Annotated in this window: 22 protein-coding genes; 7 read left to right on the top strand and 15 right to left on the bottom strand. The window is 60.3% G+C overall.

The window, feature by feature from the left end; translation table 11 throughout:
- Positions 1–3: 3 nt before the first annotated feature.
- Entirely contained in the window at positions 4–687 is a 684-nt protein-coding gene (locus PY649_RS11985) for a response regulator transcription factor (RefSeq protein ID WP_285868603.1), read from the bottom strand.
- Between the two features lie 148 nt (positions 688–835).
- Between PY649_RS11985 and PY649_RS11980 the strand changes: the two genes are divergently transcribed.
- On the top strand, positions 836–1384 hold the full coding sequence (locus tag PY649_RS11980; protein WP_285868602.1) for a L,D-transpeptidase family protein: 549 nt from the start codon (positions 836–838) through the stop codon (positions 1382–1384).
- A 156-nt stretch (positions 1385–1540) separates the two neighbouring features.
- Positions 1541–2371, top strand: coding sequence for an aldo/keto reductase (locus PY649_RS11975; RefSeq protein WP_285868601.1), 831 nt, complete (start codon positions 1541–1543; stop codon positions 2369–2371).
- Positions 2372–2475: 104 nt separating this feature from the next.
- Here PY649_RS11975 and PY649_RS11970 read toward each other — a convergent pair whose 3' ends face one another.
- Positions 2476–3369: a LysR family transcriptional regulator gene (locus tag PY649_RS11970; protein WP_285868600.1), complete on the bottom strand. Its 894-nt coding sequence runs from the start codon at positions 3367–3369 to the stop codon at positions 2476–2478.
- A gap of 124 nt (positions 3370–3493) precedes the next feature.
- Here PY649_RS11970 and PY649_RS11965 point away from each other — a divergent pair, with 124 nt between their 5' ends.
- From PY649_RS11965 to PY649_RS11955, 3 genes are read left to right on the top strand one after another with little or no spacing between them, the layout of a single operon-like run.
- Positions 3494–3889 carry a (R)-mandelonitrile lyase gene (locus PY649_RS11965; protein ID WP_285868599.1) on the top strand — a complete coding sequence of 132 codons (396 nt, stop codon included), beginning with the start codon at positions 3494–3496 and terminating at the stop codon, positions 3887–3889.
- 13 nt (positions 3890–3902) lie between these two features.
- Complete coding sequence (locus tag PY649_RS11960) at positions 3903–4892, top strand: aldo/keto reductase (RefSeq protein WP_285868598.1); 990 nt, start codon at positions 3903–3905, stop codon at positions 4890–4892.
- Positions 4893–4921: 29 nt separating this feature from the next.
- Positions 4922–5659: an SDR family oxidoreductase gene (locus PY649_RS11955; protein WP_285868597.1), complete on the top strand. Its 738-nt coding sequence runs from the start codon at positions 4922–4924 to the stop codon at positions 5657–5659.
- A 74-nt stretch (positions 5660–5733) separates the two neighbouring features.
- On the opposite strand, the gene PY649_RS11950 is transcribed toward PY649_RS11955, so the two are convergent.
- Positions 5734–6240: a MarR family winged helix-turn-helix transcriptional regulator gene (locus PY649_RS11950; protein ID WP_285868596.1), complete on the bottom strand. Its 507-nt coding sequence runs from the start codon at positions 6238–6240 to the stop codon at positions 5734–5736.
- An 82-nt stretch (positions 6241–6322) separates the two neighbouring features.
- Between PY649_RS11950 and PY649_RS11945 the strand changes: the two genes are divergently transcribed.
- Complete coding sequence (locus PY649_RS11945; RefSeq protein ID WP_285868595.1) at positions 6323–7225, top strand: EamA family transporter; 903 nt, start codon at positions 6323–6325, stop codon at positions 7223–7225.
- Positions 7226–7308: 83 nt separating this feature from the next.
- Here PY649_RS11945 and leuC read toward each other — a convergent pair whose 3' ends face one another.
- The 11 genes from leuC to ffh form a co-directional block, all read right to left on the bottom strand.
- Positions 7309–8718: a 3-isopropylmalate dehydratase large subunit gene (gene leuC / locus PY649_RS11940; RefSeq protein ID WP_285868594.1), complete on the bottom strand. Its 1410-nt coding sequence runs from the start codon at positions 8716–8718 to the stop codon at positions 7309–7311.
- A gap of 70 nt (positions 8719–8788) precedes the next feature.
- Positions 8789–8923 (bottom strand): hypothetical protein, encoded by a 135-nt coding sequence (locus PY649_RS11935; protein WP_285868682.1) that lies wholly within the window; start codon positions 8921–8923, stop codon positions 8789–8791.
- Between the two features lie 63 nt (positions 8924–8986).
- Positions 8987–9799 carry an amino acid ABC transporter permease gene (locus tag PY649_RS11930; RefSeq protein ID WP_285868593.1) on the bottom strand — a complete coding sequence of 271 codons (813 nt, stop codon included), beginning with the start codon at positions 9797–9799 and terminating at the stop codon, positions 8987–8989.
- Positions 9800–9833: 34 nt separating this feature from the next.
- Positions 9834–10631 (bottom strand): basic amino acid ABC transporter substrate-binding protein, encoded by a 798-nt coding sequence (locus PY649_RS11925; RefSeq protein ID WP_285868592.1) that lies wholly within the window; start codon positions 10629–10631, stop codon positions 9834–9836.
- A gap of 296 nt (positions 10632–10927) precedes the next feature.
- Positions 10928–11416, bottom strand: a complete 489-nt coding sequence (locus tag PY649_RS11920) for a DUF6789 family protein (RefSeq protein WP_285868591.1) — start codon at positions 11414–11416, stop codon at positions 10928–10930.
- 263 nt (positions 11417–11679) lie between these two features.
- On the bottom strand, positions 11680–12219 hold the full coding sequence (rplS, locus tag PY649_RS11915; protein ID WP_285868590.1) for a 50S ribosomal protein L19: 540 nt from the start codon (positions 12217–12219) through the stop codon (positions 11680–11682).
- Positions 12220–12437: 218 nt separating this feature from the next.
- Positions 12438–13166: a tRNA (guanosine(37)-N1)-methyltransferase TrmD gene (gene trmD / locus PY649_RS11910; protein WP_285868589.1), complete on the bottom strand. Its 729-nt coding sequence runs from the start codon at positions 13164–13166 to the stop codon at positions 12438–12440.
- Between the two features lie 7 nt (positions 13167–13173).
- Entirely contained in the window at positions 13174–13746 is a 573-nt protein-coding gene (gene rimM / locus PY649_RS11905) for a ribosome maturation factor RimM (protein WP_285868588.1), read from the bottom strand.
- A gap of 121 nt (positions 13747–13867) precedes the next feature.
- Positions 13868–14230, bottom strand: a complete 363-nt coding sequence (rpsP, locus tag PY649_RS11900) for a 30S ribosomal protein S16 (RefSeq protein ID WP_285868587.1) — start codon at positions 14228–14230, stop codon at positions 13868–13870.
- Between the two features lie 115 nt (positions 14231–14345).
- A complete protein-coding gene (locus PY649_RS11895) occupies positions 14346–14648 on the bottom strand; it encodes a chorismate mutase (protein WP_034481598.1) in 303 nt (100 codons plus the stop codon).
- 18 nt (positions 14649–14666) lie between these two features.
- Entirely contained in the window at positions 14667–16244 is a 1578-nt protein-coding gene (gene ffh / locus PY649_RS11890) for a signal recognition particle protein (RefSeq protein WP_285868586.1), read from the bottom strand.
- A 325-nt stretch (positions 16245–16569) separates the two neighbouring features.
- Here ffh and PY649_RS11885 point away from each other — a divergent pair, with 325 nt between their 5' ends.
- Positions 16570–17589: an MBL fold metallo-hydrolase gene (locus tag PY649_RS11885; protein ID WP_285868585.1), complete on the top strand. Its 1020-nt coding sequence runs from the start codon at positions 16570–16572 to the stop codon at positions 17587–17589.
- A 136-nt stretch (positions 17590–17725) separates the two neighbouring features.
- Here PY649_RS11885 and PY649_RS11880 read toward each other — a convergent pair whose 3' ends face one another.
- Complete coding sequence (locus tag PY649_RS11880; RefSeq protein WP_285868584.1) at positions 17726–18169, bottom strand: SRPBCC family protein; 444 nt, start codon at positions 18167–18169, stop codon at positions 17726–17728.
- Positions 18170–18254: the final 85 nt, after the last annotated feature.

Here is an 18254-nt window from a genome sequence, read left to right as displayed (position 1 = left end):
TGCCTATGGAATGATCTTGTAGCCGCCGTTTTCCGTGACCAGGATTTCGGCGTTGGAGGGATCGCGCTCGATTTTCTGGCGCAGCCGGTAGACATGGGTTTCCAGCGTGTGGGTGGTGACGCCGGAATTGTAGCCCCAGACTTCTTCGAGAAGGATGTCGCGCGTGACGACCTTCTGGTCGGCGCGGTAGAGATAGCGGATGATCGCCGCTTCCTTCTCCGTCAGACGGATCTTCTGGCCATCTTCCGTGGTCAGCAGCTTCTGGCTCGGCTTGAAGAGATAGCGACCAACAGTGAAGGTCGCGTCTTCGCTCTGCTCGTGTTGGCGCAACTGCGCGCGGATGCGGGCAAGCAGCACGGCAAAGCGGAAGGGCTTGGTGACATAGTCGTTGGCGCCGGCTTCGAGGCCGAGGATGGTGTCGGAATCTGTATCGTGACCCGTCAGCATGATGATCGGGGCCTTGAAGCCGTTCTTGCGCAGCAGCTTCACCGCTTCGCGGCCGTCCATATCGGGCAGGCCGACATCCATGATCAGGAGATCGACGGGGGTGGCGCGAGCGGCCTGCACGCCTTTGCCGGCGGTCGCCTCCTGCAGAACCGTAAATTCCTCATAAAGCGATAATTGCTCGACCAGCATTTCGCGCAGGTCGTTGTCATCGTCCACCAGCAGAATGGTGCGTGCGGTCATGCCGTTGCGATCCTCGTGTTCTCTAGCTCTAAGTCCTACGCCAAATTGCATTTTTAGCAAGTCATGAGGCTGCTCAGGCTTGGTCGTCCAATTGAAACTGCTATGATTTCAAACGAAATCACGCGCAAAGCAAAAACATGTGAGGAAAATGGAAAAGGCAAGGGCAGGCGGCAGGCGGGCCGTTTCGACCATCGTCGTTCGTCCCGCGCCGGGAAAATCGACGCGCGCACTGATACAGATTGGTGCCTTGACGATGCCGGCTGCGATCGGCCGATCGGGACGCAGGGCGGTAAAGCGGGAAGGGGATGGCGCGACGCCGATCGCTGCAATGAAGCTGCTTTATGGTTTTATCCGCGGCGATCATGTCCCCTTTCTGGAGACGCCTTTGCAGATGCGGCGGATTCGTAAGGACATGCTCTGGTGTGACGAGCCCAACAATCCCAATTACAACAGGCTTGTCAAAGCGCCGTTCAAGCCAAGCCATGAGGAGATGCTGCGACGCGACGGGCTCTATGACATCTGTCTGGTACTCGACTGGAATATCAGTTCGCGCCGTCGCCATCGCGGCTCGGCGATCTTCTTCCATCTAATCAAACCCGGATACGAGCCGACCGCCGGCTGCGTCGCCGTCAGCCTCAAGGACATGCAGCGGCTCATCCGCTTTTTCCGCCGGGGAACAACTGTTCGTGTGATCTGATATGTGCGCTCTGGGGTGATAATCCTGTAATCCTATATTATATAGGCTTCCGACCGGCGCGAGCGGCTGCGATGCGCGCAGGGAAATCCGGGGCCTCCGCCCGGGTTCAATTCACGCCTTCACTCCATCCACTCCCAAGTCCTTTGGAGACATATTGTGACCACTCAACCGACAATCACTTTCAACGACGGCAATTCCATCCCACAGATCGGCCTCGGCGTCTGGCAAACGCCGGAAAACGTGGCGCCCTTGGCCGTCAGCACGGCATTGAAGGCTGGCTATCGTCATGTCGACACGGCTGCCATTTATGCCAATGAAGATGGCGTGGGCGAAGGCATGCGCCAGTCCGGCGTCGCCCGCAAGGACATTTTCCTGACCACAAAGCTCTGGAATGAAGCCCAGGGTTTCGACTCGACCCTGAAGGCGTTCGATGAAAGCCTGAAGCGGCTCGGCACCGATTATGTCGACCTCTACCTGATCCACTGGCCTTCGGCTCATCGCGGCCGTTATCTCGATACCTGGAAGGCATTCCTTCGCATCAAGGAAGAGGGGCGTGCTCGCTCGATCGGCGTCTCCAATTTCGCCAAGGAGCATCTGGACCGCATCATCGGCGAAACCGGCGTTACCCCGGTGCTCAACCAGATCGAATTGCACCCGACCTTCCAGCAGAAGGCCTTGCGTGAGGTCCACGACAAGCTCGGCATCAAGACGCAATCCTGGAGCCCGCTCGGCCAGGGCAAGCTTCTCGGCAATGCTGTGATCGGCGAGGTTGCCGCCAAGCACGGCCGCACGCCGGCTCAGATCGTCATCCGCTGGCACATGGACAACGGCCTGATCGTCATCCCGAAGTCGGTGACGCCGAGCCGCATCGAAGAGAACTTCAAGGTGTTCGACTTCAAACTCGACGCCGAGGATCTCGCCGAAATTGCGAAACTCGATTCTGCCGGCGGACGCATCGGCCCGGACCCGGTAAAAGCAAGCTTCTGATGGATGGAATTGCGGAGGGGACACTTTCCGCGCAGTATTCAGGGGCTCGGAGTTAACACTCCGAGCCCTTTTCGCTTCATAACAGCGTCAAAATTGAAGTCTCTTCAAACACGGTGGCGAAGGGCATTTACGACCAGAGCGAAGGCCGGTGAGGCCTGCCGCCGGCTCGGATAGTAGAGATGATATCCCGCAAATGGCGGGCACCAATCCTCGAGTACCCTGACCAGCCTCCCGTCGTGAAGATAGGGCCGCACCACGTCTTCCGGAAGGTAAGCCAGGCCCAAACCAGCCAAGGCGGCGTTCAGCCTGAGCGCGATGTTGTTGAACACTAGCTGGCCCTCGACTCGCACCTTCAGTTCCCGCCCGTCCTTCTCGAACTCCCAGGCGTAGATGCCGCCGTAGGTCGGCAGACGCAGGTTGATGCAAATGTGATCGGTCAGGTCCTGCGGTGTCCGCGGTTTCGGCCGATTCTCAAAGTACGTGGGAGCGCCGACGACAGCCATGCGCATATCCGGGCCGATGCGAACCGCGATCATGTCTCTTGCCACCTGTTCGCCCAGTCGCACGCCCGCGTCGTACCGTTCGGCGACGATATCGGTCAGTCCGTAATCGACGATAATCTCGACATTGACGTCCGGATATTGCGGTAGCAACGTCTCCAGGGCCGGCCAGAGGATGGTTTCGGCCGAGTGCTCACCGGCTGTGATGCGAATGGTTCCCGCCGGCTTTTCGCGGAATTCGCTAAGCGCGGCCAATTCATTTTCGATCTCGTCAAAGCGGGGACCTATGGTCACCAGCAGCCGCTCTCCGGCTTCGGTCGGCGAGACGCTGCGCGTGGTGCGCATCAGCAGCCTAAGCCCCAGACGAGCCTCAAGTCCCCGGATGGTATGGCTTAGCGCCGATTGCGAAACCCCGAGTTTTGCGGCCGCTTTAGTGAAGCTCTGTTCCCGCGCGACGGCGAGGAAAGCAATTAGATCATTCACGGGCTGACGCGGCATTCATGAATCTTTCTCATAGGCCTTTGCCAATTTTACCATCTAATCGCTATCAATCACACGCGCTAAATCTCGCCCATCAGCGGCCGAATTCATTGTGCTGCCTTTCGGGTAGAGGACGAAGATGATGGAAATCAAACGAAACGGTTCGCAGCCATCGGGCAAAGGACCGGCAGACTGGTTCACCGGAACGGTCCGTGTGGACCCACTGTTTCAAGCAGATGGGCCGGTCCGCGCGGCTGGTGCCAGCGTCACATTCGAGCCGGGCGCCCGCACGGCGTGGCACACGCACCCTGTCGGCCAGACGCTCGTGATAACCGCAGGTCTCGGTCGCGCGCAGCGTGAGGGCGGCCCGATCGAGGAAATACGGCCGGGAGACGTTGTCCGGTTCGCTCCCGGTGAGAAACATTGGCATGGCGCTTCGCCCACCACGGCCATGACCCATGTCGCCATCCAGGAACATCTCGATGGGAAGGTCGTCGACTGGATGGAGCATGTCAGCGACGAACAATATCAGCCCTGAGGGAGAAGAAGCCATGCAGACGCGTAAACTTGGAAACAGCGGTCTCGAAGTCTCAGCTCTCGGTCTCGGATGCATGGGCCTAAGCTACGGCTACGGGCCTGCAACGGACACGCAAGAGGCGATCAAGCTGATCCGTTCAGCTTTCGAGCGCGGCGTTACCTTCTTCGACACCGCCGAGGCCTACGGCCCCTATAAGAATGAGGAGCTTTTAGGTGAAGCTCTGGCGCCCATTCGGGACAAGGTCGCGATCGCAACGAAGTTCGGCTTCGAATTCGATGCGAACGGCGGCCAGAGCGGCATGAACAGCCGACCGGAACAGATTCGCAGGGTTGCCGAAGCCGCCTTGAAACGTCTGAAGACCGACATCATCGACCTGTTCTATCAGCATCGCGTCGATCCGGACGTCCCAATCGAGGATGTTGCCGGCGCGGTGAAGGGCCTGATCAAAGAAGGCAAGGTCAGGCATTTCGGATTGTCGGAGGCTGGCGCACAGACGATCCGTCGTGCCCATGCAGTCCAACCGGTCGCAGCCCTTCAGAGCGAATATTCACTCTGGTGGAGGGAGCCTGAGCAGGAGGTCCTGCCGACGCTCGAAGAACTCGGCATCGGTTTCGTTCCTTTCAGCCCCTTGGGGAAGGGCTTTCTCACCGGCGCGATCAGTGAAAACACCAGATTCGACAGCAAGGACTTCCGCAACATCGTCCCGCGCTTTACGCCGGAGGCCAGAAAAGCCAACCAGGGTCTTGTCGATCTGCTTGGCGCCATCGCGGCGCAAAAGCAGGCGACGCCAGCTCAGGTCGCCCTTGCCTGGCTGCTCGCTCGAAAGCCCTGGATCGTCCCGATCCCCGGCACCACAAAGATGCACCGGCTTGAAGAGAACATCGGAGCGGCTAACGTCGCGCTTACCGCCGACGATCTTCGCAATATCGAGGATGCAGTCTCGCAGATCGCTGTCCAGGGAGACCGTTATCCTCCGCATCTGCAGGCAAGGGTCAACCGGTAAGCGGCATACAAGCCGGAAAGGAAGAGGACATGACTCACGGTATCAGGGACAAAGTTGTTGTCATAACCGGAGCAAGCAGCGGCCTCGGCGAGGCTGCTGCCCGTCGCTTGGCGAAGCACGGGGCCAAATTGGTGGTCGGTGCGCGTCGCCTTGATCGCCTGCAGGCTCTCGCCGAGGAGCTTTCCTTGGATCCGCAAGCAGTCCTGCAGACCGATGTGACACGGTTCGAGCAGGTCAAGCGCCTCGTGGACCAGGCGGTAAAACTCCACGGCCGCATCGATGTCATCATCAACAATGCCGGGCTGATGCCGCATTCTCCTTTGGAGCGCTGCAAGGTGGAGGATTGGGATCGCACGATCGATGTGAACCTGAAGGGCGTGCTCTACGGCATCGGCGCCGCGCTGCCCCACATGAAGGAGCAGAAGAGCGGCCACATCATCAACGTCTCCTCGGTAGCTGGCCACAAGGTCAATCCGGGAGGAGCGGTTTACGCCGCGACGAAGCATGGCGTGCGTGTGATCTCCGAGGGACTGCGGCAGGAGATCAAACCTTATAACATCCGAACCACCATCATTTCACCCGGTGCGGTCGCAACCGAACTTCCCGACAGCATCACCGAACCCGATGTCGCCGAGCGTGTCCGGAAGGTCTACGAGCTTGCCATTCCCGCCGATTCCTTCGCGAACATGGTTGCATTTGCCATGAGCCAGCCTGAAGACGTGGACATCAACGAAATCCTGTTCAGGCCAACCCGTCAGGAATACTGAGCCCGAGGGCGGTCCCGTAGGCCGCTTTCGATGTCGAGGCGTGGCGCTCGCCCCGCTTCTACCGGAGGTCCAACCTACGACGTTTTGTCCAGCATCGAGGCCTCGAAGCCGGCTAAATATTTACCAAGCAGCGCGTTCAACGCCGCTTTCTCTTCTTCCGATAGGCCTGAGACGAGGCGGGCCTGCGTCTCGACATGCGCGGCCACCGCGCTATCGATCAGCGCAAAGCCCTTTTCGGTCAACGACACCAGAAGGCTGCGGCCGTCCTCAGGATTGGTGCTGCGGGCGACGAGACCGGCCTTTTCCAGCTGATCGATGCGATTGGTCATGGTGCCCGAGGCAACCATCATTGCGGCCATCAGATCGCTGGGGGAGAGGGCATAGGGCGCTCCCGAGCGGCGCAGGGTGGCCAGTACGTCGAAGGTTGCACCGTTCAATCCGAATTGCGCGAAAGTCCTGTCCATTTCTCGGCTGAGATGGTGGGCTAGGTTCCTGATGCGGCCGATCAACCCCATCGGGCCGGTGTTGAGATCGGGCCGTTCGCGGCGCCATTGGGCGAGAATTTTGTCGATGCGATCCATGGCAAGAACTCGCCACGAATTTATCTTGACGTCAAGACATTTCGGATTATCTTGAGGTCGAGATAAATTTGGGAGGTTTGACGTGAGGCGCAATTTTGATCTGTTGCTGACGGCAATCGCGCCGACCATTTGGGGCAGCACCTATCTGGTGACGACCGAGCTTCTGCCGGCCGGCTATCCTCTGACGGTCGCCATGTTGCGCGCATTGCCCGCCGGGCTGCTTCTGCTCGCGGTCGTCCGGCGATTGCCGCACGGCATATGGTGGGCGAGATCGCTCGTCCTCGGCGCGCTGAATTTCTCGATTTTCTGGTGGATGTTGTTCATATCCGCATACCGGCTGCCGGGCGGCGTGGCGGCCACTGTCGGCGCGATTCAGCCGCTCATCGTCCTCGTGCTGGCCCGGTTCCTGCTCGGTTCGCCGATTCGCGGCCTTTCCATCGTCGCGGCGATGGCCGGTATCGTCGGCGTCGCGCTCCTCATTCTCACGCCGAAGGCGACGCTTGATCCGGTCGGCATCGCGGCTGGTATCGGCGGTGCCGTCTCCATGGCGGCCGGCACCGTACTCAGCCGCCGCTGGCGGCCCGATGTATCGCCGCTCACGTTCACCGCCTGGCAATTGACGGCCGGAGGCTTCTTGTTGTTGCCCTTTACCCTGGCGATGGAGCCTCCGCTTCCCTTTCCGACCGCCGCCAATCTTTTGGGTTTTGCCTATCTCGGCCTGATTGGAGCAGCGCTCACCTATATGCTCTGGTTTCGCGGCCTGTCGCGCCTGGAGCCGTCCGTCGTCTCGCCGCTCGGCTTTCTCAGCCCGACGACCGCCGTGATCCTCGGCTGGTGGGTGCTGGACCAGCGATTGAGCCCGATACAGTTCCTGGGCATCGCCACCGTGCTTGGCAGCGTCTGGCTCAGCCAGCGTGCACAGCAGGTTCCTTCCCGCGGCAAATCAGCGCCCACCGAACGCCCGGCAGTCGTGTCGAGAGGATAGAAGGCTATTGGGCAGAGATTTTTGGTAGCAGACAAAAAAGGCGGCCCAGAAGCCGCCTTTTGCATTCAATCAATCGAAGCCGATCAGTTCCATTCGCGAATATCGACGAAGTGCCCCGCGATTGCAGCTGCTGCGGCCATGGCGGGCGATACCAGATGCGTGCGGCCCTTGAAGCCCTGGCGGCCTTCGAAGTTGCGGTTCGAGGTCGAAGCGCAGCGTTCGCCGGGCTTTAGGCGGTCGTCGTTCATGGCCAGGCACATGGAACAGCCGGGCTCGCGCCAGTCGAAGCCGGCCGCCTTGAAGATCTTGTCGAGGCCTTCGGCTTCCGCCTGTTCCTTTACAAGACCGGAGCCCGGAACGATCATGGCGTCGACCGTCGCAGCCACCGTCTTGCCTTCGACGACCTTCGCGACTGCGCGCAGATCCTCGATTCGGCCGTTGGTGCAGGAACCGATAAAGACGCGATCCACATTGATCTCGGTCATCGGCGTGCCCGGCTTCAGGCCCATGTAGTCGAGCGCACGCCACTTGGAGGCGCGCTTGGTCTCGTCCTGGATTTCATCCGGGTTCGGCACGATGCCCTGAACGGACACGACGTCTTCCGGCGAGGAACCCCAGGAGACGATCGGCGGCAGGTTGGCGGCGTCGAGCTTGACGATACGATCGTAGTGAGCGCCTTCGTCCGACTTCAGCGTCTTCCAGTAGCTGATCGCCTGCTCCAGCGCCTCGCCCTTCGGTGCGCGCGGCTTGCCCTTGATGTATTCGAAGGTGATTTCATCGGGCGCGATCAGGCCGGCGCGGGCACCGCCTTCGATCGACATGTTGCAGATGGTCATGCGGCCTTCCATCGACAACGAGCGGATGGTTTCTCCTGCATATTCAATGACATAGCCGGTGCCGCCGGCAGTGCCGATCTCGCCGATGATGGCGAGGATGATGTCCTTGGCGGTGACGCCGGGCGGCAGCTGCCCGTCGACCTGCACCAGCATGTTCTTCGCCTTTTTCTGGATCAGCGTCTGGGTTGCCAGAACGTGTTCTACTTCGGACGTGCCGATGCCATGCGCCAGCGAGCCGAAGGCGCCGTGGGTCGAGGTGTGGCTGTCACCGCAGACAATGGTCATGCCGGGCAGGGTGAAGCCCTGCTCGGGGCCGATGATGTGGACGATGCCCTGGCGCTTGTCGTTTTCGGAGTAGTATTCGACACCGAATTCCGCGGCGTTCTTGGCAAGCGCCTCCACCTGGATACGGCTTTCCTCGTTCTTGATGCCGAGATGGCGATCAGGAGAGGTCGGGACGTTATGGTCGACGACGGCCAGGGTCTTTTCCGGCGCGCGGACCTTGCGGCCGCTCATGCGCAGGCCTTCGAAGGCCTGCGGCGACGTCACTTCGTGAACGAGGTGACGGTCGATATAGATAAGACAGGTACCATCGTCCTGGGCGTCGACGAGATGATCATCCCAGATTTTGTCGTAAAGGGTGCGGGGAGCGCTCATGGCTACAGATCCATATTGGCATTGTCGAAAATGGGGGGTGACGGATCAGGACCGCCGGCCTCGGGAGTGATCAGCGAAGTCGGCTGTTGAGCGCGCCCGAAATCATTGCAAAGAAACGGGCCGGCAGGCGCTTATGGTCCTGCAGCACGAACGCCGTGACGAATTGCCCGTCTTTGCTCATGATCCTAGTCATGCCGATGCTCATACCAATTTTCAAAACCTTCGGCAATGGTGGCCATGGGCCAACATTTTGCCGCAGGTCATTCTCTCAGCGCTCGTGGGCCTTGCGCATCCGCTTTTCAATCCGGCGCAGCAATAGCGACAGGCCTACCGTGAGAATGAGGTAGATGTAGGTGACGATCGAGTAGGTTTCAAAGAAGCGGAATGAGCCGGAGGCATAGACCTTGCCCATCTGCGTGATGTCGGCGACGCCGAGGACGGAAACCAGCGAACTGTCCTTCACCATCGAGACGAAATCGTTGGAGAGCGGCGGGAAAATGACGCGGATCGCCTGAGGCGCGATAACGTGGCGGAAGCGGCGGTAGCGCGACAGACCGAGCGCCTTCGCCGCTTCGATCTGGCCCTGGTCGACTGCCTGAATGCCGGCGCGAAAAATCTCGGCGATGAAGGAGGCATAGCCGATCATCAGCGCGATGATGGCGCGCCACATCAGGGAGAGGTCGCGCACCAGCATCGGCTTTGCCCAGCCAGCATTGGCCAGCGGCGCCGTCACGGTGTTATAGAGCGCGACGATCGCCGGGGCTCCCACGAAGGCAACGTAGAAGAGCAGCACCAGCATCGGGATGCCGCGAATGACTTCGATATAGAAGCGTGCCGTCTGGCGCAGGACGATATGGTCGGAGAGGCCGAGCAGCGCAATGCAAAGGCCGAGTATGACAGCCAATGCGAAGGCGACCAGCGTCACGAAGACGGTGACGTAGACGCCCTGCGCGACGGTGAAGAAGACCTGGGTATAAAGATCGCTGACGATAATGGCGGCAGCGATCGCGATCCCTAACAAAATGAAAACGACTAGCCACCAGGGATAGTCGTCCTTGATATGGCGTCCGCTCTGAGCCATCAGAGCGGGATTCCCGGCTGCAGAGGCATAAGGCTCATTGGCCCATCTTGTAGTCGAGGAACCACTTCTTGTTCAGCGCGTCGAACGTGCCGTCGGCCTTGAGGCTGGCGATGGCGGCGTTGATCGGGGCGACGAGATCGGAGCCCTTCTGGAAGATGAAGCCGAAATCTTCCGTGCCGAGCGGATCGCCGATCAGCTTCAGTGCGCCGTTCGAGGCGTCGACATAGCCTTTGCCGGCCGTGCCATCGGTCAGAACCACGTCGACGTCGCCGGTCTTCAACGCCTGTACGGTGGCGCCGAAGGTTTCGAAGAGCTTGATGCGCGGATTCTGCTCGTTGCCGTCAAGGATTTCGTAGACGGCGGTGTAGAAGGGAGTCGTGCCCGGCTGCGCGCCGACCAAACCATCCTTGAAGGCAGCAAAGCTCTTGGCATCGGTGAAACGCTTTTCATCGCCGCGCACCAACATGAATTGTTGCGAACGCATGTAGGGATCGGAGAAATCGACCTTCTGCTTGCGGTCTTCCTTGATGGTGATACCGGTCATGCCGATGTTGTACTGGCCATCCGAGACAGCCTGGATCATCGCATCCCAGCTCGTATTCTGATACTCGACCTTGAAGTTCAACCGCTTAGCGATCTCATTCATCGCGTCATATTCCCAACCGATTGCCTTGCCGGTTTTGGGATCGATGAATTGCAGCGGCGGATAGGCATTCTCGGTGACGACGACGACGGTCTTGCCGTTGAGATTCGGCAGGTCGGCGGCAAAGGAAGCAAAGGGTGCAAGCACGAGGGCGGTGAGGCCCAGAAGGAACGAACGACGGAATGCCATGGAAATCTCCCCGAATAGCGCAACGGAAAATTGTCATAATTGGAAAGCGGATTGCAAGGCCATTGCATAGCCATGACGATAAATACAGAAAAGCCGCACCAAACTGATGGCCTGCGGAGAATTTTCCGCAATTACATAGCTACTGCACTAGACTGGACTCTATGCCGAGCTCCCAGGGGCGCATGTTGGCGACGGCGGTGGCGCGCTGACGTTCATCATCATTGCTGCAATGATGATCGTTGCGTTTTGCCGCATCGTGATGCGGTGACGTGTGCTAGCTACGGCGGCAGTGGACCTCAGCCAAGCGGATGCCATTCATGGGCGACTCTGGCGTAAGCCACACCCAGTACCGCACCGTAGACTAGGTGAAGAACAAGCGTTGCGACCGCCGCCTGCCCCCCGAGCGACAGCGCGAACAGGCCATGGCCGGCCAGGGGCATGAAGATGATCATCATGGCGAGCCAGGCTAAAGCTCCGAAAATGAGGCCCCTGACGACCGGGGTGCCTGGAAGGCTTGCCTGTATCGCCGCATAGATGATGCCCCATACGATTGTCCCGAGGACGAAGTGGCCGATCCATCCAAACAATAGGGATAGGATGGTGCCTGCCGGCTGACCCGCTACATGGGCGATATCTTCGATTGGATTGAGCTGCGGCAGCAAGCCTGCCGAACTCTGGGCAATCATCAGGATGGAAAGAACGACGGTAGCTGTGAAGCCGGCGATAAGCCCTGCCCGGACATCTAGGGTCATTGGCGTTGGATGGAAGAATTGTCTGACGTTCATGGCGTTGCCTCACCAGCTTAAGCTCCTTCCACGAATGCGGAAGGATATCGAACCAAGTCGATTTCAGATTCGCTCGCCTGCTGGAGGCATTACCGCTGCCATCGATTTCACGGAAACTCGGCGTGTACCGCTAGCAGGCTGTGACTATTTTACACCTATTGCGTTGCGGAGTTTAGAGGTGTGATGCCGCTTTTTTGGGCGCTGCATCAAAAAAGGCGACCCGAGGGCCGCCTTGATTGTAACAATCCGATGGGATCGAAAGCTTATTCGCTTGCCGGTTCCGCGGCGGCTGCAGCGGCTTCAGCTGCTGCCTTTGCTTCGGCGGCTTCGGCTGCTGCCTTTTCGGCTGCGAGAGCCTGAGCTGCGGCAACCTTTTCAGCCTCGATACGAGCCTTTTCATCGGCAACGGCCTGGCGCTCGGAATCGTTGAGCTTGCGGGCGCGGGTGCCGGTGTTCTCGACGATACGGGCAGCCTTGCCGCGCAGGTCGCGCAGGTAGTAGAGCTTGGCGCGACGGACCTTACCGCGGCGAACGACTTCGACGCTTTCGATCATCGGCGAGTAAACCGGGAATACGCGCTCGACGCCCTCGCCATAGGAGATCTTGCGAACGGTGAAGTTTTCCTGCAAACCACCGCCGGAGCGAGCGATGCAGACGCCTTCATAGGCCTGAACGCGGGTACGGTTGCCTTCCGTGACCTTCACGTTGACGCGGACGGTGTCGCCGGCGGAGAATTCGGGAAGGGTACGCTTGGCTTCGATCTTGGCGGCCTGTTCGGCTTCCAGCTGCTGAATGATGTTCATGTTATCAACCTCGTTGTTGGTTCAACAGCCAGAGCGCTCTGAACAATCTATCTTTGGTCCGATCTTGCGATCTCGCCTCGGATATATGCCCGTGAAGGCAGGAGCGAATACGTCTGCTATTCTTTGGTGGTTGATGGGAAATTTCCCATGCCGGGCGCGCACATACCCTATTGTCGCGGCTTTGTCACCCCTTGTCGGGGAATTTCATGAGCGAGATGTCACTTTTGAACGTTCATACCGCTTCGGCCGGACGAAAGCTCGATCCGTTCCTTCTCCAGCAAATCCGGCCGGCGGTCCCTGGTCAGTCTTTCGGCCTCTTGCCTCTGCCATTTGGCGATGGCGCCGTGGTTGCCTGACGTCAGCACCGCTGGAATCTCGTGGCCTTCCCAGACCTGTGGTCGTGTGTATTGCGGATGTTCGAGCAGGCCTCCTTCGAAGCTCTCGTGCAGGCCGGAAAGATCGTTGCCCATGACGCCGGGCAGGATGCGGACGATAGCATCAAGCAGGATCAGCGCGGCCGGCTCGCCGCCGGAAAGGATATAGTCACCGATCGAGACTTCCTCGAGGTCGCGCCCGTCGATCACCCGCTGGTCAACGCCTTCGAAGCGGCCGCAGACGATGATAACGCCGTCGCCGTCAGCGAGTTCTCGAACACGCTTCTGCGTGAGCGGCTTGCCGCGCGGGCTCATCAGGAGGCGAGGGCGGTGGTCGTTTTCTGAGGCATGGTCTATGGCGCGGGCAAGCACGTCCGGCTTCAGCACCATGCCGGCGCCGCCGCCGGCCGGCGTGTCGTCGACCGTGCGGTGCTTATCGATGGCGAAATCGCGGATCTGCACGGTGTCCAGCGACCATTGCCCGCGCTCCATCGCCTTGCCGGCGAGCGACGTGCCGAGATGGCCGGGAAACATCTCGGGGTACAGCGTCAGGATGGTTGCCCGGAAACTCATGGCCGGATCACTTCTTCGCTTTGCCCGGACGCTTCGGTGGCTTGCCGGCGAAGTCCTCCGGGCTGTCGATCAGGCCTGCGGCCATCGGGTCGATCAGGATCTTGCCGCCTTCAAGGTCGATTTCCAGCACTGCAGCTTCGGAAAAGGGGATGAGCACCGGGCGCTTGCCCGGCCCCTTCAGCTCCAGAAGGTCGCCGGCGCCGAAATCATAGATGCCGCTGACCGTACCGTAACCGGTGCCCTTGTCGTCGACCGCTTCCAGGCCTTCGAGATCGGCATAGAAGAACTCGTCGTCCTCCAGCTCGTCATCGGGCAGGTTGTCGCGCTCGATATAGAGTTCCAGCCCGTTCAGCGCCTCGGCGGCATTGCGGTCGTTGACGCCGCGAAAGCGGACGATCACCACGTTCTTGGCCTCGCGGATTTCCAGAACCTCGAAGCTGCGGCCGTCGAGGCTGTGCAGATGGCCGTAATCGCCGAGTGCCGTGGGGTCCGAGGTAAATGCGCGGGCCCGCACTTCGCCTCTCAGGCCCTGTGCGGCGCCGATGGTGGCCATCAATACCGGGTTTTCAAGTTTCGTCATGGTCCTGTGCCGACTGCCGGAGGATCGATTGCGTTCTCTCATAAGGTGAACGCTCGCCTATGGGAACAAAAAACGGGCGGCATGTCGCCATGCCACCCGTTTAAATAGCCGTTAAGGCCAATTATTCAGCAGAAGCGGCGGCGGCGTCAGCGGCCTTCTGTGCCTTTTCAGCGGCGCGTTCCTGGGCGCGCTTGCCCGGCTTTGCCTTTTCCGGGTTGTTCTTGGCTTCGCGCGTAGCAATGCCGGCTTCGGCGAGGAAGCGCAGAACGCGGTCGGTCGGCTGGGCGCCGTTGTCGAGCCAATGCTTGATGCGGTCGGCGTTCAGTTCAACGCGCTTGGCGTCGTCCTTGGCGAGCATCGGGTTCCAGGAACCGAGGGTCTCCAGGAAACGGCCGTCGCGGGGCGAACGGGCGTCGGCGAGGACGACGTGGTAATACGGGCGCTTCTTGGAGCCACCGCGGGCGAGACGAATTTTCAGTGCCATGTTAATTCTCCTTAGGCTTTTCTTGACCGCTTCGTTTTGGCGGTATGTTCATTTGCCGTTGCTGTTCTTGTGTGTCGCATGATCTCTTGCGAAAACCGCTTCACACTTTTCGCGATCATGCTTTGAGATCAGCAGCGATCTGTTCATGATGCCGGATGACTTCCTTGATGACGAAGTTCAGGAACTTCTCGGCGAAATCCGGGTCCAGATTTGCGTCCTTTGCCAGGTGGCGCAGGCGTTCGATCTGGTATTCCTCGCGCGCCGGATCGGCCGGCGGCAGATTGTACTTGGCCTTCAGCACACCGACTTCCTTCGTGCAGCGGAAGCGTTCGGCCAGCATGTGCACCAGTGCGGCATCGATATTGTCGATCGACTGGCGGTAGTTGCCCAGTTGGGCCTTGACGTCTGGATCAATCATTGGGGTCAACGATCCTTCTCACTTCTTCTTCGGCAAACCGGGCAGGCCCGGGAAACCACCGCCGAGGCCTGGCAGCTTGGCGCCGCCGAGACCGGGCAATCCGCCACCACCGCCGAGGCCCGGCAGGCCGCCGGGACGGCCGAGGCCGGCGGCTTCGGCCTGCTTCTGCAGGGCTTCAAGCTGCTTGGGGTCGATGTTCGACAGGTCAGGCATGCCGCCCATTCCACCCATGCCGCCGCCGAGGCCCATCTTGCCGGCAAGGCCGCCCATGAGCTGCTTCATCATGCCGCCTTTGCCCTTGCCGCCCATCATCTTCATCATGTCCGCCATCTGGCGGTGCATCTTCAGAAGCTTGTTGATGTCGGAGGCGTCGGTGCCGGAGCCGCTCGCGATGCGCTTCTTGCGGGAGTGTTTCAGGAGATCCGGGTTGGAGCGCTCGGCCTTGGTCATCGAGGAGATGATGGCGAGCTGGCGCTTGAACAGGCGGTCGTCGAGGCCGGCGGCGGCCATCTTGTCCTTCATGCCGGCCATGCCGGGCATCAGGCCCATGATGCCGCCCATGCCGCCCATCTTCTGCATCTGCCCGAGCTGGTCGGCGAGATCGTTCAGATCGAATTTGCCCTTGGCCATCTTGGCGGCCATGGCGGCTGCCTTTTCGGCGTCGATGTTCTCGGCGGCCCGCTCGACCAGCGAAACGATGTCGCCCATGCCGAGGATACGGTCGGCGATGCGGCGGGGATGGAATTCCTCCAGCTCGCCCATCTTTTCGCCGACACCGATCAGCTTGATCGGCTTGCCGGTGACGGCACGCATCGAAAGGGCGGCACCGCCGCGGCCGTCGCCATCCATGCGGGTCAGCACGAGGCCGGTGATGCCGACGCGCTCATCGAAATTACGGGCGAGATTGACAGCGTCCTGACCGGTCAAGCTATCCGCGACCAGCAGGATTTCATGCGGATTGGACTTCTTCTTGATGTCCGCCATCTCGACCATGAGCGGCTCGTCGATATGCGTACGGCCGGCGGTGTCGAGGATGACGACGTCATGGCCGCCGAGCTTGGCGGCCTGCACGGCGCGGGCGGCGATATCGGTCGGCGACTGGCCGGCGATGACCGGAAGCGTGTCGACGCCGGTCTGGACGCCGAGCTGGCGCAACTGCTCCTGCGCGGCCGGGCGGCGGGTGTCGAGCGAGGCCATCAGGACCTTCTTGCGGTCGCGGCTCGTCAGGCGGCTGGCGATCTTGGCGGTCGTGGTCGTCTTACCGGAGCCCTGCAGACCGACCATCATGACGACGACGGGGGCCGGCGCGTTCAGGTCGATGCCGACGCCTTCGCCGCCGAGCATCTCGATCAACTCGTCATGGACGATCTTGACGACCATCTGGCCGGGCTTGATCGACTTCAGGATCTCGGCGCCGACGGCCTTTTCACGGATGCGATCGGTAAAGGATCGCACGACATCCAGCGCCACGTCGGCTTCCAACAGCGCGCGGCGAACCTCGCGCAGCGCTGCGGAAACATCGGCTTCCGAAAGCGCGCCGCGGCCTGTCAGTCCATTCAGAATGGATCCAAGACGGTCCTGGAGGTTTTCAAACATCGGTTCTTCCTTATCGATCGCTTGGGATTTGGATTTGCGCCCCTGCGCGGTTCCTCGCCCGAAAACGTCGTGCTTTTCCATGACGAAAACAAGACGCAAAGCCAAAAAGCACCCGAGGGCGCATCGCGCTGTCGGGTGTTGACCTCCGGGATCTCTTTATACCTTAACGGGTCCCGGCCGGTGGCTCGGAGGCTTGTGCTCGTCGCAGATTGCGGGCGATAAACAGGAAACGGGTGGGAAAGTCAAGCCAAGAGGGCGGAAAGGCTTTCAAAAGCGCTATGTTTGCCCCACATCTCAGCCAAGAGAAAAATCCATCGGCGCATTCATGACAGACAAACGCGGCTCCCGGAAGGCATCGAACCCTTATTACCAAGGTCCAATCTCCGATCATTTCGACGGGCTACGCTTCTTCAATCCGGACGGCGTAGAGCCGGGCGGGCTCAGTGACCTGCTGAAATGGAAACTCGGCGGCGGGCGGGCGCGTTGGCCGAATCCGGTCGTCAGCCTGTTTCCGCAAGCCAGGCCCGACAAGCATGTTTTCGGCGACGCGTTGCGGGTAACCATGATCGGCCATGCCTCGATGCTGATCCAGGCGGCTGGTCTCAATATATTGACGGATCCGGTGTGGTCGGAACGCGTGAGCCCCTTCACCTTTATCGGGCCAAAGCGGGCGGTTCCGCCCGGCATCCGCTTCGAAGACCTGCCGCCGATCGATCTCGTGCTCGTCTCGCACAATCATTATGACCATCTCGATCTCGCAACGCTGAAGCGGCTGCACGAGACGCATGCGCCGAAAATCCTGACGCCGCTCGGCAATGACGCCATTATCCGGCGTGGGGTGCCCGATGCGCGGATGATGACGATGGATTGGGGTGACCGCGTCGCGATCACTAACGCGGTGACCGTGGATGCCGAGCCCTGCCATCACTGGTCGGCGCGCGGTGCGGGCGACCGCCGCATGGCGCTTTGGGCGGCTTTCGTCATCACGACTTCCGCCGGCAAGATCTACCATGTCGGCGACACCGGCTTTCATCGCGGCGTCAACTATGAGGCGGCGCGGCAAAAACATGGCGGCTTCCGCCTCGCCATCCTACCTTTCGGCGCCTACGAACCGCGTTGGTTCATGAAGGGCCAGCATCAGAACCCGGCGGAAGCGGTTCAAGGCATGAAGCTCTGCAACGCGGCTCACGTCGCCGGCCACCATTTCGCGACCTTCCAGCTCACCGACGAGGCAATCGATGCGCCGGTCAAGGCGCTGGACGCGGCGCTTCGGGAGCACGGCGTGGAACCGGATCGCTTCAGGCCGCTCAGGGCAGGGGAAGTGTTTGATGTGCCGGTTGTTTGAAGAGCAATCGAGCCGCCCCGCGAACAGGACGGCCGGTGCAGGAATGCAAGGTTGAGCGCGCCTCTATGGTCGCGCGCTGGATCGCGAAAATAATCTACGCGATCCGATCATAAGAGCTCTTGTCGCTCTCAACGCCTTATTGGTTGATTTCAGGCTCGACGAGCTTTGCCAGATTGTACAGCGATTCCTGCCAGCCGAGATAGCAGGCTTCCGGCGGAATGACATCCGGCACGCCTGCCTGGGTTATATTCACCTCGGTCCCGACCAGGACCTTCTTCAACGTCACGGTCACTTCCATTTCACCCGGCAGGTTGGGATCGTCGAACTTGTCGGTGTAGCGCACCAGCTCGCCAGGGATGAGTTCGCGAAATTCACCGCCGAACGCATGGCTATGGCTCGTCGTGAAATTGCGGAAGGACATTCTGAACGTGCCGCCGACACTCGGCTCCAGGTGATGCACGGTGCAGGCAAAGCCGTTCGGCGGAAGCCATTTGGCGAGCGCGTCCGCCTCGATGAATGCGCGATAGACCTTCTCCGGGCTCGTTGCCAGGACGCGGTGCAGGCGGATGGTATTCGGCATGGTCATGATCCTTCTGATTTGACGGAGTGGACGAGCCTAGGACGGGTGAGGTTTCCGTGATCCGACATTGGGCGGATCTTTTATT

Source organism: Rhizobium mayense, from assembly GCF_030272705.1.
GTDB lineage: Bacteria > Pseudomonadota > Alphaproteobacteria > Rhizobiales > Rhizobiaceae > Rhizobium > Rhizobium mayense.
Note: the sequence above shows the minus strand (reverse complement) of the source record. Positions and strands in the feature narration are given on the sequence as shown.